The organism is Leuconostoc gasicomitatum LMG 18811, from assembly GCF_000196855.1.
Classification (GTDB): Bacteria; Bacillota; Bacilli; order Lactobacillales; family Lactobacillaceae; genus Leuconostoc; species Leuconostoc gasicomitatum.
Genome location: NC_014319.1, coordinates 1129553 through 1155729, shown reverse-complemented (window position 1 = coordinate 1155729; position 26177 = coordinate 1129553). Strand labels below are relative to the sequence as shown.

The 26177-nt window shown below is 37.7% G+C and carries 29 protein-coding genes and 1 riboswitch; all 29 genes read left to right on the top strand.

What is annotated here, in order from left to right:
* Positions 1–9: 9 nt before the first annotated feature.
* A complete protein-coding gene (locus tag LEGAS_RS05635) occupies positions 10–453 on the top strand; it encodes an ASCH domain-containing protein (protein ID WP_010389688.1) in 444 nt (147 codons plus the stop codon).
* Between the two features lie 140 nt (positions 454–593).
* Complete coding sequence (rpsU, locus tag LEGAS_RS05630) at positions 594–779, top strand: 30S ribosomal protein S21 (protein WP_010017424.1); 186 nt, start codon at positions 594–596, stop codon at positions 777–779.
* A 213-nt stretch (positions 780–992) separates the two neighbouring features.
* Positions 993–1436, top strand: a complete 444-nt coding sequence (locus LEGAS_RS05625) for a GatB/YqeY domain-containing protein (RefSeq protein WP_010389693.1) — start codon at positions 993–995, stop codon at positions 1434–1436.
* A 95-nt stretch (positions 1437–1531) separates the two neighbouring features.
* Positions 1532–2398 carry a CvfB family protein gene (locus tag LEGAS_RS05620; protein ID WP_013231674.1) on the top strand — a complete coding sequence of 289 codons (867 nt, stop codon included), beginning with the start codon at positions 1532–1534 and terminating at the stop codon, positions 2396–2398.
* The gene (gene xerD, locus LEGAS_RS05615) at positions 2398–3294 is read left to right on the top strand and encodes a site-specific tyrosine recombinase XerD (RefSeq protein ID WP_013231673.1); all 897 of its coding nucleotides are present in this window, start codon (positions 2398–2400) and stop codon (positions 3292–3294) included. The genes LEGAS_RS05620 and xerD overlap by 1 nt, the downstream gene beginning before the upstream one ends.
* A 28-nt stretch (positions 3295–3322) precedes the next feature.
* On the top strand, positions 3323–3691 hold the full coding sequence (locus LEGAS_RS05610; RefSeq protein ID WP_010389697.1) for a hypothetical protein: 369 nt from the start codon (positions 3323–3325) through the stop codon (positions 3689–3691).
* Positions 3658–4434, top strand: a complete 777-nt coding sequence (locus tag LEGAS_RS05605) for a segregation and condensation protein A (protein WP_013231672.1) — start codon at positions 3658–3660, stop codon at positions 4432–4434. Before LEGAS_RS05610 ends, LEGAS_RS05605 begins: the two co-directional genes overlap by 34 nt.
* A complete protein-coding gene (scpB, locus tag LEGAS_RS05600) occupies positions 4427–5029 on the top strand; it encodes an SMC-Scp complex subunit ScpB (RefSeq protein WP_010385712.1) in 603 nt (200 codons plus the stop codon). The genes LEGAS_RS05605 and scpB overlap by 8 nt, the downstream gene beginning before the upstream one ends.
* Positions 5022–5771 carry a pseudouridine synthase gene (locus LEGAS_RS05595; protein ID WP_013231671.1) on the top strand — a complete coding sequence of 250 codons (750 nt, stop codon included), beginning with the start codon at positions 5022–5024 and terminating at the stop codon, positions 5769–5771. Before scpB ends, LEGAS_RS05595 begins: the two co-directional genes overlap by 8 nt.
* Positions 5772–5815: 44 nt before the next feature.
* A riboswitch (FMN riboswitch) is annotated at positions 5816–5951 on the top strand.
* Between the two features lie 67 nt (positions 5952–6018).
* On the top strand, positions 6019–6606 hold the full coding sequence (locus LEGAS_RS05590) for an ECF transporter S component (protein ID WP_010385710.1): 588 nt from the start codon (positions 6019–6021) through the stop codon (positions 6604–6606).
* Between the two features lie 76 nt (positions 6607–6682).
* Positions 6683–7231, top strand: coding sequence for a hypothetical protein (locus LEGAS_RS05585; RefSeq protein WP_013231670.1), 549 nt, complete (start codon positions 6683–6685; stop codon positions 7229–7231).
* Between the two features lie 13 nt (positions 7232–7244).
* Positions 7245–7922: a (d)CMP kinase gene (gene cmk, locus LEGAS_RS05580; RefSeq protein WP_013231669.1), complete on the top strand. Its 678-nt coding sequence runs from the start codon at positions 7245–7247 to the stop codon at positions 7920–7922.
* A gap of 95 nt (positions 7923–8017) precedes the next feature.
* Positions 8018–9211 carry a 30S ribosomal protein S1 gene (gene rpsA / locus LEGAS_RS05575; RefSeq protein ID WP_010385706.1) on the top strand — a complete coding sequence of 398 codons (1194 nt, stop codon included), beginning with the start codon at positions 8018–8020 and terminating at the stop codon, positions 9209–9211.
* A 101-nt stretch (positions 9212–9312) separates the two neighbouring features.
* Complete coding sequence (der, locus tag LEGAS_RS05570) at positions 9313–10626, top strand: ribosome biogenesis GTPase Der (protein ID WP_013231668.1); 1314 nt, start codon at positions 9313–9315, stop codon at positions 10624–10626.
* Positions 10627–10835: 209 nt separating this feature from the next.
* Positions 10836–11111, top strand: a complete 276-nt coding sequence (locus tag LEGAS_RS05565) for an HU family DNA-binding protein (RefSeq protein WP_010385704.1) — start codon at positions 10836–10838, stop codon at positions 11109–11111.
* 209 nt (positions 11112–11320) lie between these two features.
* Positions 11321–11548, top strand: a complete 228-nt coding sequence (locus LEGAS_RS05560; RefSeq protein WP_010385701.1) for a CsbD family protein — start codon at positions 11321–11323, stop codon at positions 11546–11548.
* A 242-nt stretch (positions 11549–11790) separates the two neighbouring features.
* On the top strand, positions 11791–13056 hold the full coding sequence (locus LEGAS_RS05555) for a tetratricopeptide repeat protein (RefSeq protein ID WP_013231667.1): 1266 nt from the start codon (positions 11791–11793) through the stop codon (positions 13054–13056).
* Between the two features lie 142 nt (positions 13057–13198).
* Entirely contained in the window at positions 13199–14410 is a 1212-nt protein-coding gene (locus LEGAS_RS05550; protein ID WP_013231666.1) for a CCA tRNA nucleotidyltransferase, read from the top strand.
* Entirely contained in the window at positions 14397–14897 is a 501-nt protein-coding gene (locus LEGAS_RS05545) for a dihydrofolate reductase (protein WP_010385699.1), read from the top strand. Before LEGAS_RS05550 ends, LEGAS_RS05545 begins: the two co-directional genes overlap by 14 nt.
* Before the next feature lie 7 nt (positions 14898–14904).
* Positions 14905–15756, top strand: coding sequence for a DegV family protein (locus LEGAS_RS05540; RefSeq protein ID WP_013231665.1), 852 nt, complete (start codon positions 14905–14907; stop codon positions 15754–15756).
* A gap of 533 nt (positions 15757–16289) precedes the next feature.
* Positions 16290–16496 (top strand): CsbD family protein, encoded by a 207-nt coding sequence (locus LEGAS_RS05535; protein WP_010385695.1) that lies wholly within the window; start codon positions 16290–16292, stop codon positions 16494–16496.
* A 574-nt stretch (positions 16497–17070) separates the two neighbouring features.
* Positions 17071–19008 (top strand): transketolase family protein, encoded by a 1938-nt coding sequence (locus LEGAS_RS05530; protein WP_013231663.1) that lies wholly within the window; start codon positions 17071–17073, stop codon positions 19006–19008.
* Between the two features lies 1 nt (position 19009).
* Positions 19010–19837, top strand: a complete 828-nt coding sequence (locus LEGAS_RS05525; protein ID WP_010385693.1) for a shikimate dehydrogenase family protein — start codon at positions 19010–19012, stop codon at positions 19835–19837.
* A 1-nt stretch (position 19838) separates the two neighbouring features.
* Positions 19839–20849, top strand: coding sequence for a 3-deoxy-7-phosphoheptulonate synthase (aroF, locus tag LEGAS_RS05520; RefSeq protein WP_010385691.1), 1011 nt, complete (start codon positions 19839–19841; stop codon positions 20847–20849).
* A 22-nt stretch (positions 20850–20871) separates the two neighbouring features.
* The gene (gene aroB, locus LEGAS_RS05515) at positions 20872–21933 is read left to right on the top strand and encodes a 3-dehydroquinate synthase (protein ID WP_013231662.1); all 1062 of its coding nucleotides are present in this window, start codon (positions 20872–20874) and stop codon (positions 21931–21933) included.
* Positions 21934–21991: 58 nt separating this feature from the next.
* The gene (gene aroC, locus LEGAS_RS05510; protein ID WP_013231661.1) at positions 21992–23170 is read left to right on the top strand and encodes a chorismate synthase; all 1179 of its coding nucleotides are present in this window, start codon (positions 21992–21994) and stop codon (positions 23168–23170) included.
* Between the two features lie 45 nt (positions 23171–23215).
* Positions 23216–24520, top strand: a complete 1305-nt coding sequence (aroA, locus tag LEGAS_RS05505) for a 3-phosphoshikimate 1-carboxyvinyltransferase (protein ID WP_010388529.1) — start codon at positions 23216–23218, stop codon at positions 24518–24520.
* Positions 24517–25359 carry a prephenate dehydrogenase gene (locus LEGAS_RS05500; RefSeq protein WP_010388527.1) on the top strand — a complete coding sequence of 281 codons (843 nt, stop codon included), beginning with the start codon at positions 24517–24519 and terminating at the stop codon, positions 25357–25359. The genes aroA and LEGAS_RS05500 overlap by 4 nt, the downstream gene beginning before the upstream one ends.
* 16 nt (positions 25360–25375) lie before the next feature.
* The gene (locus LEGAS_RS05495; protein ID WP_010388525.1) at positions 25376–26176 is read left to right on the top strand and encodes a shikimate kinase; all 801 of its coding nucleotides are present in this window, start codon (positions 25376–25378) and stop codon (positions 26174–26176) included.
* Position 26177: the final 1 nt, after the last annotated feature.

Below are 26177 nucleotides of genomic sequence, written 5' to 3'. Positions count from 1 at the left end.
GTGTGTGTTATGAACTACGAACAGGTGTGGACGCCTTTATTAAAAGAGTTCACGATTTTCTCTAATTCTCCGCGATCTGAATGGCAATTTGGGGCTGCTCCATCTCAATTAGTAGATTTGGTAATTACTGGTCAAAAAACTGCGACATCAAGCTATTTTCCTGCATATGCTTTTGATAAAGAATCAGTACCATCAGTTGGACAGCTTAATTTAATATTAGATGATAAACTGGTGCCCAAAGTGTTGACAGTTAATACGAAAGTCACGCTACAATCCTATGATCAAATTGGGGATGATATTGCTTTTTTGGAGGGCGAAGGCACCCGAGATCTAATTTATTGGCGACAGGTTCATGAGCCATTCTTTGCTGAGGTTGCCAAAGAGATAGGTCAGTCATTTATACCGCAAGATTTAATTGTCACGGAATACTTTAAGGTGCTCAAAATATTATAAATTTAGGGGTGACGTTTAAACGATAGGGTCATATTTTTGATAATCATATATTGACACTAACGCTTAATTCTGGTAGACTTATTAAGTATTTATAGCATGTCGTTAAAACGAAATAAAATGCGAGAAAGGAGGGTTATCATATGGCAAAGGTCATCGTACGTAAGAGCGAATCTTTGGATGATGCATTGCGTCGCTTTAAGCGTGGTGTTTCAAAAGACGGTACTCTCCAAGAATACCGTAAGCGCGAATACTATGTTAAGCCTTCAGTTGCTCGTAAATTGAAGTCTGAAGCAGCACAAAAGCGTAATAAGAAGAAGGGCCGTTAAGCGGTTCTAAACGTCACTTCGGTGACGTTTTTCTTTTGTGACAAAACTAAGATGTCAGAAAATTATGATGCAAACATATAATAAATACCCTCCTAAAAAGAAAGCGGGTATTTGTGTTACAATATTCAGTAATAGTCAGAATATTAAATGTAATAAACGCATGAATTATCTGTATAGCACTCAAAAAAGAATCATAAAGAAAGAAGCGAACAAATGACATTACTAGAAATCCTTAACTCTGATATGAAGCAAGCTATGAAAGACAAAAATAAAGGTGCTTTGTCAGTCATTCGTATGGTTAAATCAACTGTTATGAATGAACAAATTAGTTTGGGACATGATTTAACGTCAGATGAAGAATTGACGGTCTTATCACGTGAGGTAAAGCAACGTAACGAGTCTTTGTCAGAATTTGAAAAAGGAAATCGTGAAGATTTAGCAGCAGGAATTCGTTCAGAATTAGATATTTTAGCAAAATATCTACCTAAACAATTAACTGAAGAAGAAGTTCAAGTAATTGTTAATGCCGCTGTTTTAAAAACGAATGCATCAACATTAAAAGATATGGGTAAAGTTATGGGAATAGTGACACCACAAGTGAAGGGCAAAGCTGACGGTAAATTAGTGGCTGATCTTGTAAAGACAGCATTATCATAACGAGCAACTCGTTTTTATAGATTATGTTAACTTATCCGTGGTAAACTAGTATACTAAAGAAAAACACGTGAAGTTGCGTGTCAAAGGAAAAAACAATGATAAACCCAACAGTTGGAACAATTATAAAGGCAAATGTGACGGATGAAAACGATGGTTATTTTTTTGCCCAAGTGGACGGTCATACCTATGAAATTGATAAGTTAGAACTTGAAAAACCATTAAAAATAGGTGGCTTTGTAACAGGATTTGCTTATGAAAATGAAAACCATAAGTTTCAGATAACAAAGCAACTGCCCACGGTACAAAAAGATGTCTATGGTTGGGGAACGGTTGTTGCTAATCGTCACGACTTAGGCGTTTTCGTAGCTATAGGCTTGCCCAATAAAGACTTAGTTGTATCGTTAGATGATTTACCAACAATTTCAACTTTGTGGCCACAAAAGGGTGACAAACTGATGTTGGCTATGAAAGAAGATAATAAGGGGCGACTGTGGGGTGAAATTGCGCAGCAACAAGTTATTGATGCTGTTTCTCGTCGTGCACCTCAAGAATTGAAATCAAAAACAGTCAAAGCAACGGTTTATCGTAATAAAATTGCGGGTACGTTAGTCATAACAGACGAGTATTATCTTGGATTTATTCATCCCTCGCAACGTGATGATGAGCCACGTTTGGGACAAGTTGTTGACGCACGTGTCATTGGTGTACGTGAAGATGGGGCACTTAACTTGTCATTAAAGCCTTTGGCATATAAAACAATGGACGAAGATGCACAGTTTTTGTTATTGCAATTGCAACGTCGCGCTGATCACTTTTTACCATTTAATGATAAAAGTAATCCAGAAGCGATTAAAAAACAATTTGGATTTAGCAAAAGTCAATTTAAAAGAGCATTGGGACATTTATATAAAGGCCGTATCATAGAACAAGTTGATGATGGCATTAAATTAATTGAGGAATAATGACACATAAAATAGATAGTGCGATTGCCGATTATTTACATTATATACGCATTGAGCGTGGACTGTCAGATAATACGATTAAAAGCTACCACCAGGATCTACAGCAATTTGCGCTTTATGTGACAACCGAAAAACTACAATTAAATGACATTGATCATATTGCTATATTGACTTGGTTGAACAACTTACGTGAGCAAGGGAAGTCAAATAACTCAGTTATTCGTATGGTGACCTCGTTACGTAAATTTTTTGGTTATTTATTGCAAGAAGGACTTATTTTGCACAATCCAATGACAGATGTTAGACCACCCAAAAAAGCTGAGCACTTACCATCTGTGTTAACTGTTGCAGAAATTGATGCTTTGCTAGCGGTACCAACTGAAACAACACCCTTAGGTGTGCGTAATCGGACACTGATCGAAGTTCTGTATGCTACTGGCTTGCGTGTGAGTGAACTGGTAAATTTAAAGATGAGTGATTTGCATCTGCAACTTGGTTTAATTCAAACAATTGGAAAAGGCGACAAAGAACGTATTATTCCAATTGGCGAAGTTGCTGCTGATTGGTTAGAAAAATATTTTTCTAATAGTCGGTTATTGTTATTAAAAGGCAATGAGTCACCCTTTGTTTTTTTAAATGACCGTGGTAACCAACTGAGTCGACAGGGTGTTTGGAAAATTATTAAAAAACTAGTTTTGTTAGCAGGCATTACTAAAGATGTTTCGCCACACACATTACGTCATTCGTTTGCGACGCACATCTTGGAAAATGGTGCGGATTTGCGAATTGTGCAAGAATTGTTGGGTCATGCAGATATTTCGACGACGCAAATTTATACACACATTTCCAAAAAGCGGCTGAGCGAAGTGTATGATAATTTTCATCCACGCGCATAATTCTCACGACGAAAATGCAGGAGAAACAATGTTAACACAGGTTAGAAACGACAATCAGAAAACGGTTATGGGTATTTTGTCATTGTTACCAGGACTGCGAGAATTATCTCATTTGAACGCAGAAATTGCTTGGTATAATGATCGTGATACACGTCTTTTGTATATTTGGCAAAGTGATAGTCGTGTGCAAGGTGTTTTAGGCGTCGAACTACTACCGCAAGATATTGCCCTAATTCGGCATGCAGCCTTAACACCAGAGTCGCGAACAGCTACAAATTATTTTGCGATGTTATCGGAATTTCAAAATCAAAATCAAACGGTATTTGTTATGGGGACGTTGGATAATCAAAAATTAATTAATAAATGGAGAAAGTCGTCATCGGAACACATAGTTTAACAATTAAATTAAGTGATTTTGAAGGGCCGCTAGATCTACTACTACATTTAATTAAGCAATCAGAGATGGATATTTTTGATTTACAAATTGCCAAAATCACGGAACAATATTTAGTTTTTATTCATGAACAGAAAAAAATGCAATTAGATGTTGCAAGTGAGTATCTTGTCATGGCAGCGACCCTCGTGCAAATCAAGTCGGCTGACTTGCTACCTCAAGAAATTTTTGAGGAAAATTTTGTTGAAGAATCATATTTTGATCCACGTGAAGAATTGATGGTGCAATTGCTGACTTATAAGCAGTTTCAAGTAGCCAGTGATCAATTGCGCGAACGCGAGAAACAACATCAGCAATCATTTGCTAGATTACCTTTGTTACCACCAATTAATGTTGAATTAGAAACAAAGTTAGCGCCAGGTCTTGGATTAGTTGATCTACAAACCGCTTTTGCGCATTTATTAAAGAAAAGAAAGCAACAAAAACCTATTAGCCGGCGCGTTATCAGTGAAAAATATACTATGACGACAGCTATTAAGAACATTAGACAACGTTTTTCAACTCAAAAAATTGGAGACATGGTGACTTTTGATTCACTATTTGACAATGTTTATGATCGCGAGCCGTTGGTAATGACCTTTTTAGCTTTACTTGAAATGGCTAAAGAAGATAAGGTGTCATTACACCAAGAAAATACACAATCAGAAATATTCTTAAAAATTGAAAAGTTGGACGATAATGAATAATCTAGCTCAAGTAGAGTCCCTGTTATTTGTAGCAGGAGATGAAGGTATTAAGATTGAAGATATCTGTCATATGACACAATTTGATAAGTCAGCTGTGATTACTTTGATTGATGAGTTAGCAACAAATTATGCTAACAACTTAAATAGTGCTTTAGAGATTCGAGAATCAGATGGGGCCTATCGTTTAGTAACAAAGCCAGAACTTGGTGCCACTGTAAAAGGCTACTTTGATGCACCGATAAATGCAACTTTGTCGCAAGCACAGTTAGAAACATTAGTAATTGTTGCTTATAAACAGCCTATAACGCGTGTTGAAATTGATCAAATTCGTGGTGTGCAGTCATCTGGAACATTACAAAAATTAGCACTGCGCCAATTAATTGTAGCGACAGGACGAAAAGATGAACCAGGTAGGCCAATTATGTACGGTACGACGACTGAATTTTTAGACTATTTTGGGCTAAAAAAACTAACAGAGTTACCACCCTTGCCAGATTTTGACACATTGGAAATTGGTGATGAGGGTGGCGAGTTGTTTACCAGCGCGTTTGAAGCGCGTGTGGCAGAAACGGAAGAAGAGAATAAACATGTCTGAAGAAGCACAACGTTTACAAAAAATTATTGCACAAGCTGGTTTAGCATCACGGCGTGGGGCAGAAGAGTTAATTGCCAAGGGGCGTGTGCAAGTTAATGGGCAGACGATTACTGAACTTGGTATGAAGGTCGAACCAAACGATCATGTTGAAGTAGATGGTTCACCAATTGAGGGTCGTGAGAAATTGGTTTATTATTTATTAAATAAACCGCGTGGTGTTGTAACAACTAACAATGATGAAAAAGGACGTCAGACAGTGATAGATCTTTTGGGTGATGTTAGTCAACGCGTCTATCCTATTGGTCGATTAGACTATGATACGACTGGCGTTTTGTTACTGACTAACGATGGTGTCGTCGCTAATCAATTAATGCACCCAAAATCACGTGTAGATAAAGTCTATGTGGCTAAAGTTGAAGGAATAGCTACTGACGAAAAGCTAGCACCGTTGAAGCATGGTGTCGTCATTAAAGGTCGTAAAACAGCACCTGCACGGGTAACAATTGAACGGGTTGATAAGGATAAAAAAACAAGTATGGTTCGCGTCATTATTCATGAAGGCCGTAACCATCAAATTAAAAATATGCTCCAAAAAGTTCATTTGCCAGTTGTTAAACTGACACGTGAACAGTACGCTTTTTTTGATTTAATCGGTTTGCAATCTGGTGAATATCGTAAATTGACAGGTGCTGAAGTGAGACGATTAAAAGCAGAAGATTATAAAAATTATCGTAGAAAGTAATCAGTTGTTTTTAATTTATATATTTGATACAATAATAAAAATTGAATAAACTTCAGGGTCGGGCGCAAATCCCAACCGGCGGTGAGACATGCATGACATGGTAAGCCCGCGACCTGCGAAAGCAGTTGATCTGGTCAAAATCCGGAGCCGACCGTAAAGTCGGGTATAAAGAAGTTAAAAAAAGAAAGTTAAAACTGCCTTTTTGTGCTACCCTGACAAATTGTGCAGTTTTTTTGAGGCTTAAAATATGTCTACAGTTACAACAACACGAACACAGAAATTAACATTGATTGCGATACTAAGTGCAATTTCGTTTGGTTTAATGTTATTTCCACAAGTGCCAATTATTCCTGGTGCCAGTTTTTTAAAGTTAGATTTTTCGATTGTTCCAATTATTATTGCTGGCTACTGGATTGATATTTCGGCAGCCATGTGGACAGTTGTTTTGCGAACACTATTAAAATTAATTTTGGCAAATGAAGGTGTCAACACTTACTTAGGATTACCAGTTAACTTAGTTGCTGTAATCATTTTTTCTGTTATTATGTTGTGGATAATGCCATATGTCACATCGAAAAATATTGGCAGGAGCCTATTAGCAATTTTATTGGCAACAATAGGTATGACAGGGTCAGCAGTTATAATGAACTGGTTTGTTGCAGTACCATTGTATGCACAATTTGCGAATTTTAACATTGCAAAAATTATTGGCTTGAGCCGCTACTTCATTGCTATGGTACTGCCGTTTAATTTGATACAAGGTATTGTTTGGGGAGGTGTGAGCTTAATTGTATTATCAATAGTAAAACCACTTCAAAATAAACTGACTTCTTAATGAAACATTATAAACACGGAAGGGTTCATTGTGGTAAAATTTTAAATGAATATACTATAGTGGAGGTCGTTATACAATGAACGATTTTGATCCGAATAACATGAGCCGCGTGGCTAAGAATAAAAAGAAAAAAATAGAGCCGAAATTTGCCCGTGAAGCAGAGAAAAAAGCAGGCGAACATAAAGGTTTGCGAATAGTTTTGATTATATTAGCTTTCGCTATTTTGGCTAGTGTCCCTGTGTATGGTTCTTGGGCTAATAAAAAAGAACCACAGAAGCAGACGGCAACTTCTGTAAGTCGTAAAACGTCATCAACTGTTGTAAAAGCAACAACCTCTTCAGAAAGCCAATCTGAAGAATCCTCAAGTTCAGAAACAGAATCAAGTAGTGTTGAGCCGAGCTCTGAAGTTAGCTCGACACCGTCATCATCTAGTGAAGCAGTAAGTAGTACAGCAGATACCGCCTCTAGTGCTGTAGGGCAGACAGCAGTTCTTGGCGCTAGCCAGACATTGTATAATTTTGCTATTACCCATGGCATGACGACAGATCAAGTCGTTGCCCTAAACCCTGGATTGACAGTTGGCAATTACACACAATATTCAGGCAGAGATCTTAATATTCAATAATTTAGAGGAAACTATGGCAGAAAATTTTCAAGTAGCAATTGATGGACCTGCGTCAGCAGGTAAGTCAACAATTGCTAAAATATTGGCAACGGATTTTAAATATGTCTACGTTGACACTGGTGCAATGTATCGTGCGATTACGTTAGCAGCAAAAAAAGCAGGGTTAGCTTATGAAGAAGAGAAAAAAATCATAGCATTATTACCCCAAATAACGATTCGTTTTGAGCCCGATCCATTGATGCAACGTGTTTTTTTGAACGGTGAAGAAGTTACTGATGATATTCGATCAACTGAGATCACTAATAATGTTTCACTAGTTTCATCATATGCGGCTATTCGTGAAGACTTAGTCAAAAGGCAACGAAGCATCGCAGATAGTCAAAATGTCATTATGGATGGGCGCGACATTGGTACCACAGTATTACCAAATGCCCAGGTTAAAATATTTTTAGTTGCTAGTGTGTCAGAACGTGCCGAACGTCGATATAAAGAAAATATTGCCAAAGGTATGACGACAAATTTAGCAGATTTAAAAGCAGATATTGAAATGCGCGATTACAAGGATTCACATCGCAAAATTAGTCCGTTAGTACAAGCTAAAGATGCAATTTTAGTTGATACAACCGGTCAAAAAATTGAAGATGTTGTATCTGAAATTACTAAAATCATTAAAAATAATCAATATCAATAATTTACAGCGTGAAAACGCTGTTTTTTACTATACAAGAGCAGACTATTCTGGTAAACTATATTCATAGTGTAAATTGTAGGAGGACGTTAGACGTCATGAGTGAAACAAACAACGAGTTCTTAGCAGCTCTCGAAAGCGCAGCAGATCAAATTAAGGTGGGAGATGTTGTTATAGGTGAACTTCTAGCCATTGACAACGATAACCAAGCAGTAGTTGGTTTGCCTACCGGTGAAGAAGGAGTTGTGCCAGCACGTGAGTACTCAGACGATCGTAACATCAACCTGGCAGACGAATTAAAAATTGGTGATAGCATTGAAGCTGTCGTTATCTCTAATGTGACAAGTGACAAAGAAGGCGTGGCCTATTTGTTATCAAAGAAGCGTTTAGATGCACGAAAAGCATGGGAAAACTTGAGCTTCGGCGAAGGCGATACAGTTGATGCCAAAGTTATCAACGCTGTTCGTGGTGGTTTGATTGTTGATGTAAACGGTGTTCGTGGTTTCGTGCCAGCATCAATGGTTGCAGAACGCTTTGTTTCTGATTTAAACCAGTTCCGAAATAAAGATATTAAAGCACAAGTTATCGAAATTGATCCTGCTAATGCACGTTTGATTTTGTCACGTAAAGCTGTTGCAGCTCAAGAACGTGCGGCACAGTTAGCTGAAATATTCAGTAAGTTGTCAGTTGGAGAAGTTGTCGAAGGAACTGTTGCACGTCTGACAGACTTTGGTGCCTTCGTTGACTTAGGTGGTGTAGATGGTTTGGTTCACGTTTCAGAAATCTCACATGACCGTGTTAAAAACCCTGCAGATGTTTTGACAAAGGGTGATAAAGTCAATGTTAAAATTTTGGCTTTGGATACTGAAAAGGGCCGTATTTCGTTGTCAATTAAAGCAACACAACGTGGACCATGGGACGAAGCTGCGGAGCAAATTGCTGCTGGTGCAGTCCTTGAAGGTACAGTTAAGCGCGTAAAAGATTTTGGTGCCTTTGTTGAGATCTTGCCTGGTATTGAAGGCCTTGTCCATGTATCACAAATTTCAAACAAGCGTATTGAAAACCCTTCAGAAGTTTTGAAGTCAGGTGACACAGTACAAGTTAAGGTGTTGGATATTAAACCAGCAGAAGAACGTATTTCATTGTCAATGAAAGCATTGGAAGAAAAGCCACAACGTGAAGATCGTCGTGGAAACGATGGTGCAGCATCACGTGCAGATATTGCCGCTTATAAGCAACATGGGGATGACTCAGGTGCAACATTGGGCGATATTTTCGGTGATAAGTTGTAATATGAGCTAAAAAGAGCTGGATTTCCAGTTCTTTTATTTTTGAAGAAAATTTGAGTGTGCATTATTGGCAGCACACGGTAAGAAAATAAGGAGGTGCCATTATGGCAGCACCAGTAGTAGCAATTGTGGGACGACCAAATGTTGGTAAGTCAACAATATTTAATCGTATGGCAGGCGAGCGTATTGCGATAGTTGAAGATCAACCAGGGGTTACACGTGACCGTTTGTACGCGCCAGCAGAATGGTTGAATTATGAATTTCGAATGATTGATACCGGTGGTATTGAACTTGGAGATGCACCGTTTTTAGCAGAAATTCGAGCACAAGTAGAATTAGCAATAGATGAGGCTGATGTGATTGTCATGATCACGTCAGGTCGTGAGGGTGTAACGTCGGCTGATGAAGTTGTTGCAAAAATGTTATATAAAACCGACAAACCGGTAGTGCTAGCAATTAACAAGGTCGATAATCCTGAAATGCGACAAGATATTTATGATTTCTATTCGCTTGGGCTAGGCGATCCTTTCCCAGTCTCTGGATCACATGGCCTTGGTTTAGGTGATTTATTGGATGAAGTTGTTAAACATTTTCCAGATGAAGCAGCTGAACAAGAAGATGAAGGGGCGATTAAATTTAGTATTATTGGTCGACCAAACGTTGGAAAATCGTCAATTGTTAATGCAATGCTTGGTGAAGATCGCGTGATTGTTTCTAGCATCGAAGGTACAACAAGAGATGCTATTGATTCTCGTTTTGTGACACCTGAAGGTGATGAGTTTATCATGGTTGATACAGCCGGCATGCGTAAACGTGGTAAAGTGTATGAGAATACTGAAAAATATTCTGTTATGCGCGCATTGAAAGCCATTGATAATAGTAATGTTATTTTGATGGTTATTGATGCTGAAGCGGGCATTCGAGAGCAAGATAAGCACGTAGCTGGTTTTGCACATGAAGCCGGACGAGCCATGATTATTGTGGTTAATAAATGGGATGCAGTTGAAAAAGATGATCACACGATGAAGGAATTTGAAGATTTGATTCGCTCTGAATTCAAGTTTTTAGATTATGCGCCAATTACCTTTGTTTCTGCAAAAACTGGGCAACGTTTAGATCGCCTACCACAATTAGTGAAAGATGTTGATAATAATCATCGCAAACGGATTTCATCTTCTACTTTGAATGATGTTATTATGGATGCAATTGCTATTAATCCAACACCATCTGATAATGGTCGCCGGTTACGTGTTTATTATGCGACACAAGTAGCAATTCAACCGCCAACGTTTGTTATTTTTGTCAACGATGTTGAATTAATGCACTTTTCATATGAGCGTTTCTTAGAAAATAAAATTCGCGAAGCCTTTGATTTCACAGGGACACCTATTAAATTAATTGTGCGCGCGCGTAAATGATGGCTAGTTTTATCAAAAAAAGTATCGTTAGGATACTTTTTTGCATAAACATGATTTTTATGTAACAAAAAGATTACGAAACAGCGAAAACCCGCGTAAATACTACACATTCAGGCTTTCTTATGGTATTCTAGTTACATGAAATAATGTTTCGACACATTTCAAGAAAACCGCTCGACGGTTAATAAATACTACCAGGAGAAGCAAAAATGGCTAACAAGCAAGAATTAGTAGATTCAGTTGCAAAAGCAACTGGTTTGACAAAGAAAGATGCTACTGCATCAGTTGATGCAGTATTTGCCTCAATTGAAGCAGCTTTGAAGAATGGCGAAAAAGTTCAATTGATTGGTTTTGGTAACTTTGAAGTTCGTGATCGCGCAGCTCGTAAGGGCCGTAATCCACAAACAGGTGCAGAAATTGAAATTCCAGCATCAAAAGTACCAGCCTTTAAGCCTGGTAAGGCTTTGAAGGAAGCTGTTAAATAAAGCACCATTTAAAAACATATTTAAAACAGTTTTTGAAGCATGTTAGAATAAATTTCTTATTTTTAACACGTTTTAACACACAAAAAGTAACTCTTAAAAAGAGTTACTTTTTTAGTAGTACCATAATTGAGACTTATTATTATACAATAAGTCTCAATTATGATAAAATCAGCTTGTAACATCAAATAAAATTTCAAGGAGAATTAATTATGACAGTTGAAGAAAAGTTTGATAACGCCAAGGACAAAATTGCTGGTAAGGCAAAAGAAGTAGAAGGTAAGGTTACCGGTGACAAAAGTCGTGAAGCAGAAGGTAAGGCACAAAATTTCTTTGGTAAAGCTAAGGATAAAGTTGTAGATGCTACCGAGGCAGTAAAAGATAAAGCAGAAGACGCTTTTGAAGCAGTAAAAGATGGCGTTGACAATCTCAAAAAGTAGTTCATATTATCAAAAATCGTTGTCCTGTTAGGGATAACGATTTTTATTTAAGATGAGAGCAGGTTCGCAGTGACATCAACAATGACGTCAATTAAAAAATCGTAGATAGTATTCATATCTTTTTTTATGTTAAAATAATATGTTATTAGAAATACACGGTTAGACAAGAAAATACGATCACTTAAATAGCGTGTATTAATATTATTTAGGATGTTAAAAGTGCACTTTTAAGGGAGCAATTGATGGAAACAAATTATGCACAACAAATGTTAGATGCTTTATCAAGTGGACAACTAGAAGGCGCGCAACGTCTATTTACGCAATCTTTACGACATGATAATGACGATTTAATATATAGTTTAGCCGAAGAGTTATATGCACTTGGTTTTTTAAATCAATCACGAAGGGCTTATAAAAAACTATTAGAAAAATATCCGAAAGAAGATGAAATTCGCACGGCATTGGCTGACATAGCAATTGAAGATGGTGAAATTGATGAAGCGCAAAATTATTTAGCCCAAATTCAACCAAATTCAGAGTCTTATTTACGTTCACTACTTGTAAAAGCTGATATTTACCAGAGCGAAGGGTTGAACGAATCTGCCGAATATAGTTTGTTACAAGCTGAAAAAATTGCGCCAAATGAAGATGTTATTCAATTTGCTTTGGCGGAATTTGACTATGCTAACCAAGCCTTTCAAAAAGCCATTACACGTTATCGTGCTTTATTGCTAAAAGGACAACGCGAAATTAGTCGTGTAGATATTGTTGCTCGTATTGGTGTTGCTTACGCACAAGTAGGTAATTATGAAAATGCTATTGGCTATTTAGAACAAATTAAGTTGAATAAGATGACAACAGATACGCGTTTTCAGTTAGCAATTTTATATCAAGAAAATAATCGTGAAGATGAAGCGATTCGTATCTTTAATGATATTTTGGAAATTGATCCAAAATATACGTCTGTTTATCCATTACTAGGTCTTGCTTATGAAAAACAGCAACAACTAGATGATGCCTATCGGACATATCAGGCTGGTTTAGCACAAGATGAGACAAATGTACGTTTATATCGTTTGGCGGGCTTAGCGGCTGAAAAAACAGGAGATAAAACGATAGCAAAGGAATACTACCATAAAGCTTTAAAAATTGATGATGCTGATGTCATGACAATTATTGCGTTGTCAGAACTATTAATAACCCAGCATAAATTTGATGACATGATTAATATGTTAACACAATACTTGACTGAAGATATTTCAGATCCACAATTTTATTGGTATTTAGCACGTGCTTATCAGGCTACAGGTAATGATGATAAGGCACAAGAATATTGGAAACAATCAGAACCGTTGTTTCAAGAAAATGCCACGTTCTTGTTAGATATCATAGCATGGTACCATCAACAAGGTAATCGTGATGCAGAAATTTCCGCCATGAAACAGTATTTATTTTTGGAACCAAATGATGCGGATATGCAGATACGATTGGAAGATTTAGTTTTTTAAACGACTAGATCATTAACTTGTCTGTCATTGAATAGACAATCAATGACAGATGTTTTGTGTGAATTTCAGTTTTAAAAGAACCTCAAGTTTAAACGTATTAATTGTATGTTTTTTGGTATAATTTGATTAAGGACTTTTAACGATGAAAATTAATACACTGCCACAAGAATTTATTGACGCGCAACCTGTTTTGAAGACACTTGAAAATGCTGGTTTTGAAGCTTATTTTGTTGGCGGGGCAGTACGCGACATGCTTTTAAATAAACCGATACATGATGTGGATATTGCAACCTCTGCTTTTCCAGAAGAAGTTAAATCTTTGTTTAATAAAACGATAGATACTGGGATTCAACATGGGACGGTCATGGCGTTAGATCATGGTGCGGGTTATGAAATAACAACATTTAGAACTGAATCAACTTATACAGACTTTCGTAGACCTGATAAGGTAACATTCGTTCGTAGTCTGAAAGAAGATTTAAAAAGGCGAGACTTCACCATTAACGCACTAGCCATGAATTATTCTGGTAATATAGTGGATCTATTTGACGGATTAAGTGATTTAAAAAATGGGATTGTGCGAGCTGTTGGGGACGCGGAAGTGCGGTTTACAGAAGATGCTTTGCGCATGATGCGAGCTTTACGATTTAGTGCCCAACTTGAGTTTGCTATTGATTTTAATACGCAACAGGCACTGCGTAAGTTAGCGCCTAATCTTGAAAAAATTGCTGTTGAACGCATTCGAGTAGAATTTGAAAAAATATTAATGGGATCACAAGCATCTGAAAGTCTCCAAATAGCTAGTCGTGATCAGGTGATGGCATATTTACCTGGTGACATTGGTACATGGGACTTATCCAGGATAATATTAGACCTTGAATCCAATCAAGCTAACACCACACAAATAGCTTGGATCCATTTATTGGCCCGTTCAGATTTAAATGAAAAAAAAATAACGCAATTTATGCGCATGTGGAAGATGAGCCGTGAAGATATAAAAGTGACTTCCCTTATTGTACCCTTGGTACGTCATATTGAAACTGTCCGTAAATTTCAGCTCTATCAAGTCTATGCGTACCGTGACATATTGTTGTCGGTGTTATATCTGATGGGAGTGCCCGATGAAAAAGTGCAACAGATAGACACTAACTTTGCAACTTTACCAATTTCTAAAAGTGCTGATATGGCCATTAATGGGGCTGATTTAATAATGACTGGCTTAGTAAAGCCTGGACCTGAAATGGGGCGCACGTTAAAAATGATGGAAAAAGCAGTCGTGCTTGGTCAACTTGAAAATAAACATGACGTATTATTGACATATATAAAGGAGTTGAAGTCCGATGACAAAAATTAAAATGGTGTGGGCAGAAGACCGGCAGCATGCTATTGGTAAAAATGGAAAATTACCTTGGCATATACCCGCTGACTTGAAATTATTTCGCGAAGAGACAACAGATACACTAATGATTATGGGGCGTACAACATGGTTAAGTATCGGACAACCCTTGCCAAATAGAACAAGTTTAGTGTTAACGAGACAATTGACATGGCAACCTGATTTTGATGATGTTTTGGTTGCACATTCTGCTGATGACGTGTTATCGTTTATTAAGAATGATTCAAGGGATGTCTCTATTGTGGGTGGCGCATCGATTTATCGTACTTTTATGCCATATGCGACTGATTTAATCGTGACGCGTATTGACGCTGTGATCAATGGCGATACCTTTGTAGATGAAATCGATTTAACGCAGTTTGATTTAATTAGTCAACAGGCACATGAAAAAGACGATAAGAATGAATATGCCTTTGTTGTAGAACGTTATCAGCGTAAGAATTGAGGAGAAAATGTCTAATATTAAAATTGTTACAGATTCAGCGGTTGCTTTAACTCCAGAAGAAATAAAACAATATGATATAACAGTTATACCGCTAACCGTTCAAATTGATGGTGTTGTGTATGAAGATGGTGTAACCATTCAACGCGATGAATTTTTAGAAAAAATGACGACAAGCCATAGCTTACCACAAACTTCTCAACCATCAATTGGTAAATTTCAAGCAGTTTATGAAGCTATTCATAAAAAAAATCCAGATTCTGAAATTTTGAGTTTACATATATCATCAGGTCTATCTGGTACGGTACATGCAGCTGATCAGGCAGCAGCACTGTCAGCAGCTAAAGTTACCACCTTTGATACTTTAAATGCTGATCGTGCACAGGCTTTTTGTGTTTTAGCTGCAGCTAAAATGGCACAAAATGGCGCCACGATGTCTGAAATTTTGATTGAAATTAAAAAAATACGTGAACATTCGCACACATTTTTAAGTTTCACATCGCTTGATAATATGGTTGCTGGTGGGCGCCTCAGTAAAACATCTGGACTTATTGGTAATCTACTTAACATTAAAGTTGGTGCTGGTGTCGACAAAACAGGATCAGTTGAAGTCATTACAAAAGGCCGGGGAATGAAGGCGCTTAGTAAATTTAATGATGGTGTGATTGCTAAGATGCAAGCATATTCTGACATATTAGCAATTGGCGTCTCACATGCAGGTGTTCCAGAGGTTGCTGAGAAAATGGCAGTACGTTTAAACAAAATTTGGCCAGATATTAAAATTGAAGTGATGACAACAGGGCCTATCATATCAACTCATACTGGTGTTGGTGCATTGGCTATTTTGTACCATGCACGTTGAGCACAATAAAACCCAAAACTATGTTTTGGGTTTTATTGTGCTCAAATTTTTGATATTGTAAATATTTATCAAAATCAACACGTTGTTATTAGACTGGTTAAAAAGTTTGATCAGGAAAAATTAAAGGGACACATCAGTTTTGAAAAATGCGGCATGCATTTTATGTTGTGATGTAATATGGTTTAAATTAAATAATGTTTCGTATTTTTTGTTCAATATATACTATCTATTCTTCGATTTTACTTGTAACACCAATAGATGTGATATTTTTAATTGAAATATTTTGATTCGCTATAAATTATTGAAATTGATTGGAGATCCTATAAAGTTGGAGATTAATAAAATATTTTCCATGGTCATTTTTTAACGCGGTTTAATGCACGTTTTGAAGGTAGTTAACTGCCCTTGAAGCATAGTATGAAGCTTTAAATATTTTATACCAATGTCAACATGAGCATATATTTTGTAATAGTTTAATAATGACGTTACAATATACTTATAATATCAAATAAGAATCAAGGAGAATAAATACTATGTCAATTGAAGAAAAGTTTGATAGCGCCAAGGATAAGATTGCTGGTAAGGCAAAAGAAGTAGAAGGCAAAGTTACCGGTGACAAAAATCGCGAAGCCGAGGGTAAGGCACAAGGTGTTCTCGGTAAAGTGAAAGATACAATCACAGATGTTAAGGATAACGTTAAAGATACTATTGCAGATTTGAAAAAAGATAGCGAAAAGTAATTTAAACTATAGAGTTAAAAGGGACTAACATGTGTTGGTTCCTTTTTTATCCGTAAGGTGTTGTGTGGCATCACATTAAAAAATGCCGCTAATACTTTAATATTTAAATAATCTGGGTCGGGCATAATTAAAGACATAAACTTAGCAGGTTGACTTCCTTAAAATGTTCATTCTTCCAAATGTAAAATCTTTACACTATACCTGCTAGTTTTTTTATTTGCCGTTATATGCTAATAATGATTGCAGCTAGCTTGTGCAATAATATAATGAGGATTTGACAAAATTAATATCAGGCAGTATAATTAAAATATTAAATAATGATAAGAGAATGAATTAATGGATAAGAAAATTTTGAAAAGCAAAAATAATAGTTATTATTACTTCTGGTTTATGTAGAACCGTCGCATAATAAGTGCGTCGGTTTTCGACGCACTTAGCGACCAGGAGCTTTTCAAGGTTCAGTCACTAAGTGGAATTTCAACACTTAGTGACTTTTTATTTGGCAGGGTAGAACTGTTTTAATAAACCGTACTAGGTGAAACACACTAGTACGGTTTTTTATTAGGAGAAAATTATGAATGAAACATTAGCGTTACCTACTGATTCATTAAAAATAATTAATAGTATGCGGTTGCTTGCAAACCAAATGATTTCAAAGGCTGGTTCTGGGCATCCCGGTATTGCGCTTGGTGCTGCACCGATTTTATATGAATTATATGCAAATCAGTTAGTGATTGATCCTGACAATCCAAATATGATTAATCGCGATCGGTTTGTATTGTCAGCTGGACATGGCGCTGCATTACTTTACACTACGTTATATGCCGCTGGTTTTGACCTGTCATCTGATGATTTGGCGCATTTTAGATCACCGCACTCAAAAACACCTGGTCATCCAGAAGTTGGCATAACTCCTGGGGTTGAAGCAACAACAGGGCCATTGGGTCAGGGACTAGGTATGGCTGTCGGCATGGCGATGGCAGAATCGAAATTGCATGATCAATTTCCAAATGTGATAGATCATTATACATATGTCCTCGTTGGAGATGGTGATCTCATGGAAGGCGTCAGTCATGAAGCTGCGTCATTAGCTGGTAAACAAGGTTTATCGAAATTAATTGTTATACATGATGATAATAGTATTAGCCTTGATGGTGACAAAAATAGATCAGATATTTCAGATAATATGGCACGCTTTGCAAGTTACGGTTGGCATGTACTTGACGTACCTGATGGTAATGATGTTTCTGCAATTCATCATGCGATTGATAAAGCTAAAACAAGTTCAAAGCCAACATTTATTTCAGTTAAAACAATCATTGGAAATTACGGTCCTTACGCTGGCACCAACAAAGCACATGGTACGCCGTTAACTCAAACACAACTTGATGCGTTGGCAACTAATTTAAATACGAAAATAAGTGATTTTGAAATAGATATTGATGTTCTTCAAGATATGCGTCAACGTATTCATGACCGTTTGACTCATCAACAGGTAACAGATATTGATGAATTAACAGCCTACAATTTTTTTACGCAACATCAAGTGACTACGACACCAAAATTGACAGAATCTATTAAATCCCAAGCTGGCCGTAAAATTTCCAAATTTGCTTTACAAGCATTCTCAAAACAGTTACCGCAGTTATGGGGTGGATCAGCAGACTTAGTTGCTTCAACTAATGCCGAAATTGTTGAAACAGCACTATTTAACGCGGATAATCGTTCAGGACGAAATATTGCTTTTGGCGTCAGAGAATTTGGTATGGGAGCCGTCATGAATGGGATTGCATTACATGGTGGCACTAAGATTTTTGGCGCTACATTTCTAGTATTTTCAGATTATATGAAGGCAGCTATTCGTTTGAGTGCTTTACAAAAACTACCAGTTATTTATGTGTTTACACATGATAGCATTACAGTTGGAGAAGATGGGCCGACTCACCAACCAGTTGAACAAATTATGAGTTTGAGATTGATTCCGGGCATTGATGTTTTACGGCCTGGAACAGCTGAAGAAATTACAGCAGCGTGGCAAAAAGCACTTATGTCTGTTAATCGACCAACAGTTCTAATTTTGAGTCGTGGCGCCATTGGATCTCAAGGAACAGCACAACAAGCAAAGTCAGCTATCGAAAATGGGGCGGCTAATATTGCGACGCAACCCAAACCTGTCATAAATTTAATTGCTTCAGGATCAGAAGTACAATTAGCTCTGACGGTTAGCCGGCAATTGAACGTTCCTAGTCGTGTAATCTCAATGCCTAATCTGAAGCAGTTTTTGTCCCTAGATTTGAAGGATCAAACACAAATTATTCCCAAAGCGACTGCAGAAAATGTGATAATAGAGGCAGGAACAACACTTGGTTTGCAAACATTAACTGGTGATTCCGGGCTTATATTTGGTATTGATCAATTTGGTATGAGCGCTGCACCTCAAATGATGTTAGATGAATATGGTTTGAACGCAAGTGCAATTGTTAAAAAAATTGCACAACATTTGGAGAAATAAAATGGCAGTATACGGTTTAATAGCACATCCGGCAGGGCATTCACGATCACCTATTATGCAAAATAAAGTGATTTTTCAGCGACAGATTGATGCTTATTATCATAAATTTGATGTTCAACCAGAGAATTTAGCGATGACTATCAAAGGATTACGACTTTTAAATTGTGGTGGGTTCAATGTTTCTACGCCTTATAAAACAGATATTATACAGTATTTAGATGAGTTAACACCATTAGCAAACCGTTTACAGGCGGTAAATACAGTCAAAAATGTTAATGGTCGTTTGATTGGTACAAGTACTGATGGCGACGGATTTTGGCAAAGTATGAATCCCAATCAACCACATGAAAATGTTGTGATTCTTGGGACTGGCGGGGCAGCAAGAGCTGTTATTGCTACAGCACAGCAGTATGGTGTTCGCCACTTGACGGCATTTAATCGGCCACATTCAGGGTGGTCCCAACGTGAAACTGCTGTTGCGTATCTCAGTCAAGGTATTGGCCAATTAGCAGATTTATCTGATAATCGTGCATTGACAAATGCTTTACAGCAGGCGGATTTATTGATCAATGCCACAACTGTGGGTATGAATGACGCGAGAACATTATTAACAGATTACCAAGTCGGTTTGCTACCACAATATGCATTGGTAGTCGATATGGTTTATCGTAACCAGCAAACAGGATTACTAAAAGCGGCCAAAAAGCATCAATTACTCACACAAAATGGCTTGTCAATGTTAGTGGGTCAGGGGGCGCTAAGCTTTGAATTCTGGTTCAATCAACCTGCTGATCGGCAGTTAATGGCGCAAGCTATAGAAGGAAAATAAAATGATTTTAATTACAAAAAACAATGATATAGCACAAGAGATTGCCAAAAAATTGGACACTAATAATCCTATCAAACCAGTGTTCGTACACGATAATCGCGTGGCGTTGGCAGGAGTAAAAAACTTGCCCAATAGCACTTTAAACGAAATATCACAAGATGTTGTTAAAGTGATCACAAATCACCATTCGGCAATTGTTTCCTCTCGAGATTTCCACCCAAATGATTCAATAATAAAGACCAATCATTCAATCATTGGCGGAAATCATTTTATTTTTATGGCTGGTCCAGATTCTATTGAAAGTGCAGAACATGTACTTGAAATGGGTCGTCAAGTGAAAGCGGCCGGCGCAACAATTTTGCGTGGCGGCGCTTTCAAACCACGAACGTCGCCGTACTCTTTTCAAGGCAATGGCGAAGTGGGGCTGAAAGCTCATCGTGCAGCTGCAGATGAACTTGGTATGGATATGATTACTGAAATTTTAGATACACGAGATGTTGATTTAGTTGACTCGTATACGGATATTTTTCAGGTTGGCACGCGAAATATGCAAAATTTTGCTTTGTTGAAGGCTTTAGGACAAAAACGTAAACCAGTTGTCTTGAAACGTGGTATGTCTGCAACGATTGATGATTTATTAAATGCCGCAGAATATATTGCAGCAGGCGGTAACACGCAAATCATGCTAATGGAGCGTGGTATTCGAACGTACGACAATAAGTACACACGTAATACGATTGATGTTTCAGCTATTCCTGTTTTACAAAGTTTAACGCATTATCCAGTTATTGCGGATGCATCACATGCAGCAGGCGTTGCGAAATTTGTGACACCATTGGCATTGGCGGCTACGGCAGCTGGCAGTCAAGGGCTTATGACGGAAATACATGATGATCCGGAACATGCATTTGTCGATGGCGCACAAGCATTGACACCAGAAGCCTTTTCTCAACTTGCTGACAAAGTGAGAAAAATTCATGATATTGTTGCACACGATAACTCAGAATACTAATAATTAGTTAGAAAGGATAGTTATGTCAACCGTACATGTCTCTTTTGATCAAAAAGCGTATGACGTTAAAATTAATAATACAGCACATACTCAAATCGGATCAGAAATTTTAGCTGTTTGGTCGCTTCGTAAAATCGCCTTGCTGACTGACAGCCATGTTGGACCGCTTTATTTGACGGCAACACAGCAGCAGCTTGAAGCTGCAGGATTTGATGTGTTACCCTTACAAGTGCCGGCCGGTGAACAATCTAAGTCATTAACAGTGGCTGGTGAATTGATTGCCAAAATGGCTGCAGCAGGATTTACGCGAGGGGATGGCCTAATTGCTTTAGGTGGTGGCGTTATTGGTGATTTGGGTGGTGTTGTGGCCTCACTTTATATGCGGGGTATTAGCTTTATTCAAATTGCAACATCCCTCACAGCACAAGTTGACTCGTCAGTTGGTGGCAAAACAGCTGTCAATTTAGGCAATACTAAAAATATTGCGGGCACCTTTTATCAACCAGATTTAGTTTTGGTTGATAGCACATATTTAGATACATTAACAGATCGTGATTTAGTCGAAGGCTATGGGGAAGTTGTTAAAACTTCGGCACTTGATAGTCAAGAATTCTTTGACTTCACTGGGACTATACAATCAACTCAAGACATTCGCGCGCATGCACAAAAACTGTCACAATTGGCTATTGCCTATAAAGCAAAAATTGTGATGCATGATGAGAAGGAATCAGGGCAACGGCAATATCTTAATTTTGGACACACAATAGGACATGCAATTGAGTTACTAGCACATGGGAATCTACGACATGGTGAGGCTGTAGCTATTGGGATGATAGCGATGACTGAGCGAATGGCTCGTGAGGATGTGTCATCTGATGATTTGACTAACGCTCTTAAAGTACGTTTAGAGGCGGTAGGGTTACCAACAAGTTCAAATTTAATAGGGACCCCTGAATTTTTTGACCATTTGATCAATGATAAAAAAAATCGTGGTGGTGTTTTAAATCTTGTTGCACTCAAAAAAATTGGTGATCCTGTGATTATCCAAAAAAAATTGGCAGATATGCCAACTTTTATTAAATAAAACTCTGAAAGGAATGTGTGAGGAGTAGTTATGCTACATCTCATACAATAAATTAATTATGCGTTATACGACAGCAGGTGAAAGCCATGGACCAGAAGAAATTGCTATCATTGAGGGTGTACCAGCAGGATTACATATCACTCAAGAAGATATTAATGAGGAATTAGCGCGTCGTCAACATGGTTATGGTCGTGGTGAACGTCAACAAATTGAAACAGATACTGTGACTTTTCTAACTGGCGTGCGACATCAAATCACATTAGGGTCACCCATAACACTAAATGTACACAATGATGATCATAATAGCTGGTCTAAAATTATGGCACCAAATGATCCTGCGACACCAGAAAACACCTTACGAAAAGTTTTACGACCACGTCCCGGACATGCTGATTTAGTAGGCGGTATGAAATATCGACATCATGATGATTTGCGTAATGTGTTGGAACGATCATCAGCTCGTGAAACAACTATGCGCGTTGCTGTAGGTGCAGTAGCAAAAAAATTATTACGAGAAATTAATGTTGATGTTCACGGCTTCGTTGTTAATGTTGGTCCTGCAAAATCAGATTTAAATGTCTTAACACAGTATAAAGATTTGCAAGAATTACGTGCAGTAACTGAAAGCTTTGCAACGCGAGCCTTAACAGCTGAAGCTGATGAAGCTATTCGTCAGGTGATTGACAAGACTAAGCGTGATGCAAATACAGTCGGTGGTCAGGTACAAGTTATTGCAACAGGTATGCCTGTTGGTATTGGATCATATGTATCAGCTGATGAGAAATTAGACGGCAAGATTGCGCGTGCCATTGTTGGTATCAATGCTTTCAAAGGGGTACAATTTGGCGGTGGGTTTGATAACTCTGAAAAATATGGCGATCAAATTATGGACGAAATTTTTTGGGATTCAGAAAAAGGCTTTTACCGTGGTACTGATAATTTGGGCGGCTTTGAAGGTGGTATGACAACTGGTGAGGCGATTACTGTTCGTGGCGTCGTGAAACCAATTCCAACTTTATATCGGCCAATGAAGTCGGTTGATATTGACACACATCAAGAACATAAAGCCTCTATTGAACGTTCAGATACAACGGCAGTTACAGCAGCAGCGGTTATTGCTGAGTCTATGGTAGCTATTGAACTTGCAATAGCTGTTTTGGATAAATTTGATGCGGATAATATTGAGCGTATGAAAGAACAGGTAGCAGCATACCGTGAAGAAATTCGTACATTTTAACTAAGTAGCCTCGGCTACGTACATACTTAAAAAGGTGGAGTACTTATGATTAAACTTAGCAAAGCACCAAAATCAGGTCTGCATGGTGAAATTACTGTGCCAGGAGACAAATCAATTTCACACCGAGCGTTAATGTTTGGGGCCATTGCGACTGGTGAAACGCGCATTGACAATTTTTTAATGTCAGACGATGTGATGCGCACAATGACCGTATTTCGTGAACTAGGTGTTGCCATAAATCAAGTAGGCTCACAAATCAAAGTGATAGGGAAAGGATTGGATAGTTTTACAAAACCAAAGCATGCACTTAATATGGGAAATTCTGGGACGTCAACGCGCCTTTTAATGGGCTTATTAAGTAAACAGCCTTTCGATCTTTCTTTTTTTGGTGATGAATCATTAAGCAGCAGGCCATTGCGCCGTGTCGCAGAGCCATTATCATTAATGAATGCTCAGTTTGATTTAACAGCTGATAATTTTTTACCGGGAACGATTCGGGCAAATAATAGGTTGCAGGGTATGACTTACGAAATGCCTGTTGCATCGGCACAGGTTAAAAGTGCTATTTTATTGGCTGGCATACAGGCAGAAGGTGAAACCATTATTATTGAAAAAGTGACTTCAAGAGATCATACGGAACGTATGTTACGCCAATTTGGAGGGATCATTACAACAAATAATGGGGTAATCACTATACAACAACAGCCGCAATTACGTGGACAACATGTGCTAGTTCCCTCAGATATTTCAAGTGCGGCATTCTTTATGGTGGCGGGCTTAATTACGCCAAATTCTGAGATAACCTTAAAAAAAGTTGGTGTTAATCCAACGCGTGTTGGTGTCATTAAATTACTTGAACGAATGGGTGCCAATATTAAGCAAGAACCAATTTTTTCAGACGGTGAAGCGCTTGCAGACATTGTCATTAAATCGCAGTCTTTACATGGCATTAATATTATGGCGGATGATATTCCAAGTGCTGTTGATGAGTTGCCAATTTTGGCATTAGCTGCAACGCAAGCACTTGGAGATACTGTAATTAGTGGTGCTGCAGAATTGCGGGTAAAAGAAACTGATCGTATTGCAACGGTGATCAGTGAACTCACAAAACTTGGTGCCGATATTGAAGAAAAACAAGACGGCATGATTATTCATGGTGGTACACCATTACATGTCATGCAGGATTCTGTATTACTTGATTCACATGGTGATCATCGCATAGGAATGATGAATGCCGTTGCGGCATTAATTACTGAGGGAAATGTTATTTTAACAGGCGAAGACGCAATGAGCGTTTCATATCCTGGATTTCTGGCTGATTTGACAGCAATAATGAGAGAAAAATTATGATGAATATTGTTGTTGTAGGACTTGGCGAAATGGGTGCATCATTGGCTGGAATTCTAAATACACAATCTGATAATTATGTTGTCGGGGTGGATATTAATGAACAGTCTTTGCGTTATGCAATAGAAAATAATCTTGTTTCGGCAATTAGTTCTCAATTGTGTGATGTTGCATCACAGGCTGATATCATTGTTTTAGCCACACCGATAACTAGTATTGAAAAAAATATGCATCAATTAGCAAAAATGGTGCTGAAAGAAAATGTTATTATAACTGATACAGGGTCAACAAAACGAGATATCATGGCGATGGCAGAAGAAGTATTAACACCAATTAATATCAAATTCATTGGTGGACACGCAATGGCTGGCACGCATCAAAGTGGCGTGATCTATGCTAATAAACACCTATATAGACACGTCACGTACTTTTTAGTACCTAGTTCTATTAGTGACAGTCGTAGGCTACAAGTGGTGTTTAAACCATTGAATGCTAAATTTATCACCATTGATATTGCCAAACACGATGCGTTAATGGCAATAATTAGTGATGTACCACATATTGTTGCTTTTGCATTAATGAATACAGCAACAGCACAGCTAGGGCCAGCAACACTGTTTGGTCAATATGCCGCTGGCGGGTTTAAAGATACAACACGTATTGCAGCGAGTGATTCTAAACTTTGGGCAGATGTTTTACTGAGTAACAAAAAAGCTGTGTTAGAAAGCCAGAAGCAACTGATAAAACAATTAGACTTATTTTCACAGGCAATCGAAAATAATGATGAAGACACACTGATAACACTTATTTCTGATGCACGACAATCAAGAGAAAATTTATAATTAAAGTGAGAAAATAATGATTAAAGAGCCAGATACATTGATGCTTATTGGTTTTATGGGTGCAGGAAAAACGACTGTAGGCAAAGAAATAGCCCGTCAGCATCATTCTAAATTTCTTGATATTGATTCTGAAATTGAGCGTGTTGCTGGACAAACTATCAGTGAGATTTTTGAAACGCGCGGTGAAGTTGGGTTTCGTCAATTGGAGACTGAGGTTTTAAATGATGTGCAAACATTTAATGGCATTGTTGCAACAGGTGGTGGCGTCGTAGAACGACAAGAAAATTTAGAGGTGTTACAACATTCGCCAGCAACTGTTATCTACTTACATGGTAACTTGGAAAGTACAATTGGTCGGTTAATATTGGAAGGACAACGACCATTGTTGCAAGAAAAATCTACAGCAGAATTTTTTGCCTTGTGGCAAAAACGTGATCCGAAATATCAACAAATAGCTAATTTCACCGTAGAAACGGTTGGTAAAAAACCTTCACGTATTGCTGCTGAAATTATTGCATTATTTAGTGCTAATCAAGATGAATTGGCATTATTACAGTTACGATCACAGATTGATGCTTTTGATCGTCAAATTTTCCAAACAATTGCTGAACGCTTTCAAATAGTTGAAGATATTGCGCGCTACAAAGAAAAATTTGGTATAGCAACAATACAAAATAATCGTATGATTCAGCAACGAATAGCTCTTAAAAGTGATTTTTCTGCAAATAAAGACATCACTGATGATATGATTGATAATATTATGACCATTTTAATGCAGGCAGCGATTGATAAAGAAGTAAAGCAATTGAATAGGTGAG

What these genes read in the sequence shown, in the direction of transcription:
- LEGAS_RS05495 (WP_010388525.1), top strand. Translation starts at nt 25,376, where the DNA reads ATGATTAAAGAGCCAGATACATTGATGCTTATTGGTTTTATGGGTGCA.
- aroB (WP_013231662.1), top strand. Translation starts at nt 20,872, where the DNA reads ATGTCAACCGTACATGTCTCTTTTGATCAAAAAGCGTATGACGTTAAA.
- LEGAS_RS05585 (WP_013231670.1), top strand. Translation starts at nt 6,683, where the DNA reads ATGAACGATTTTGATCCGAATAACATGAGCCGCGTGGCTAAGAATAAA.
- LEGAS_RS05610 (WP_010389697.1), top strand. Translation starts at nt 3,323, where the DNA reads ATGTTAACACAGGTTAGAAACGACAATCAGAAAACGGTTATGGGTATT.
- LEGAS_RS05595 (WP_013231671.1), top strand. Translation starts at nt 5,022, where the DNA reads ATGTCTGAAGAAGCACAACGTTTACAAAAAATTATTGCACAAGCTGGT.
- aroC (WP_013231661.1), top strand. Translation starts at nt 21,992, where the DNA reads ATGCGTTATACGACAGCAGGTGAAAGCCATGGACCAGAAGAAATTGCT.
- cmk (WP_013231669.1), top strand. Translation starts at nt 7,245, where the DNA reads ATGGCAGAAAATTTTCAAGTAGCAATTGATGGACCTGCGTCAGCAGGT.
- scpB (WP_010385712.1), top strand. Translation starts at nt 4,427, where the DNA reads ATGAATAATCTAGCTCAAGTAGAGTCCCTGTTATTTGTAGCAGGAGAT.
- LEGAS_RS05625 (WP_010389693.1), top strand. Translation starts at nt 993, where the DNA reads ATGACATTACTAGAAATCCTTAACTCTGATATGAAGCAAGCTATGAAA.
- LEGAS_RS05620 (WP_013231674.1), top strand. Translation starts at nt 1,532, where the DNA reads ATGATAAACCCAACAGTTGGAACAATTATAAAGGCAAATGTGACGGAT.
- LEGAS_RS05590 (WP_010385710.1), top strand. Translation starts at nt 6,019, where the DNA reads ATGTCTACAGTTACAACAACACGAACACAGAAATTAACATTGATTGCG.
- rpsU (WP_010017424.1), top strand. Translation starts at nt 594, where the DNA reads ATGGCAAAGGTCATCGTACGTAAGAGCGAATCTTTGGATGATGCATTG.
- xerD (WP_013231673.1), top strand. Translation starts at nt 2,398, where the DNA reads ATGACACATAAAATAGATAGTGCGATTGCCGATTATTTACATTATATA.
- LEGAS_RS05535 (WP_010385695.1), top strand. Translation starts at nt 16,290, where the DNA reads ATGTCAATTGAAGAAAAGTTTGATAGCGCCAAGGATAAGATTGCTGGT.
- LEGAS_RS05605 (WP_013231672.1), top strand. Translation starts at nt 3,658, where the DNA reads ATGGAGAAAGTCGTCATCGGAACACATAGTTTAACAATTAAATTAAGT.
- LEGAS_RS05530 (WP_013231663.1), top strand. Translation starts at nt 17,071, where the DNA reads ATGAATGAAACATTAGCGTTACCTACTGATTCATTAAAAATAATTAAT.
- LEGAS_RS05550 (WP_013231666.1), top strand. Translation starts at nt 13,199, where the DNA reads ATGAAAATTAATACACTGCCACAAGAATTTATTGACGCGCAACCTGTT.
- LEGAS_RS05635 (WP_010389688.1), top strand. Translation starts at nt 10, where the DNA reads ATGAACTACGAACAGGTGTGGACGCCTTTATTAAAAGAGTTCACGATT.
- LEGAS_RS05555 (WP_013231667.1), top strand. Translation starts at nt 11,791, where the DNA reads ATGGAAACAAATTATGCACAACAAATGTTAGATGCTTTATCAAGTGGA.
- LEGAS_RS05525 (WP_010385693.1), top strand. Translation starts at nt 19,010, where the DNA reads ATGGCAGTATACGGTTTAATAGCACATCCGGCAGGGCATTCACGATCA.
- LEGAS_RS05540 (WP_013231665.1), top strand. Translation starts at nt 14,905, where the DNA reads ATGTCTAATATTAAAATTGTTACAGATTCAGCGGTTGCTTTAACTCCA.
- LEGAS_RS05565 (WP_010385704.1), top strand. Translation starts at nt 10,836, where the DNA reads ATGGCTAACAAGCAAGAATTAGTAGATTCAGTTGCAAAAGCAACTGGT.
- LEGAS_RS05545 (WP_010385699.1), top strand. Translation starts at nt 14,397, where the DNA reads ATGACAAAAATTAAAATGGTGTGGGCAGAAGACCGGCAGCATGCTATT.
- aroF (WP_010385691.1), top strand. Translation starts at nt 19,839, where the DNA reads ATGATTTTAATTACAAAAAACAATGATATAGCACAAGAGATTGCCAAA.
- der (WP_013231668.1), top strand. Translation starts at nt 9,313, where the DNA reads ATGGCAGCACCAGTAGTAGCAATTGTGGGACGACCAAATGTTGGTAAG.
- rpsA (WP_010385706.1), top strand. Translation starts at nt 8,018, where the DNA reads ATGAGTGAAACAAACAACGAGTTCTTAGCAGCTCTCGAAAGCGCAGCA.
- aroA (WP_010388529.1), top strand. Translation starts at nt 23,216, where the DNA reads ATGATTAAACTTAGCAAAGCACCAAAATCAGGTCTGCATGGTGAAATT.
- LEGAS_RS05560 (WP_010385701.1), top strand. Translation starts at nt 11,321, where the DNA reads ATGACAGTTGAAGAAAAGTTTGATAACGCCAAGGACAAAATTGCTGGT.
- LEGAS_RS05500 (WP_010388527.1), top strand. Translation starts at nt 24,517, where the DNA reads ATGATGAATATTGTTGTTGTAGGACTTGGCGAAATGGGTGCATCATTG.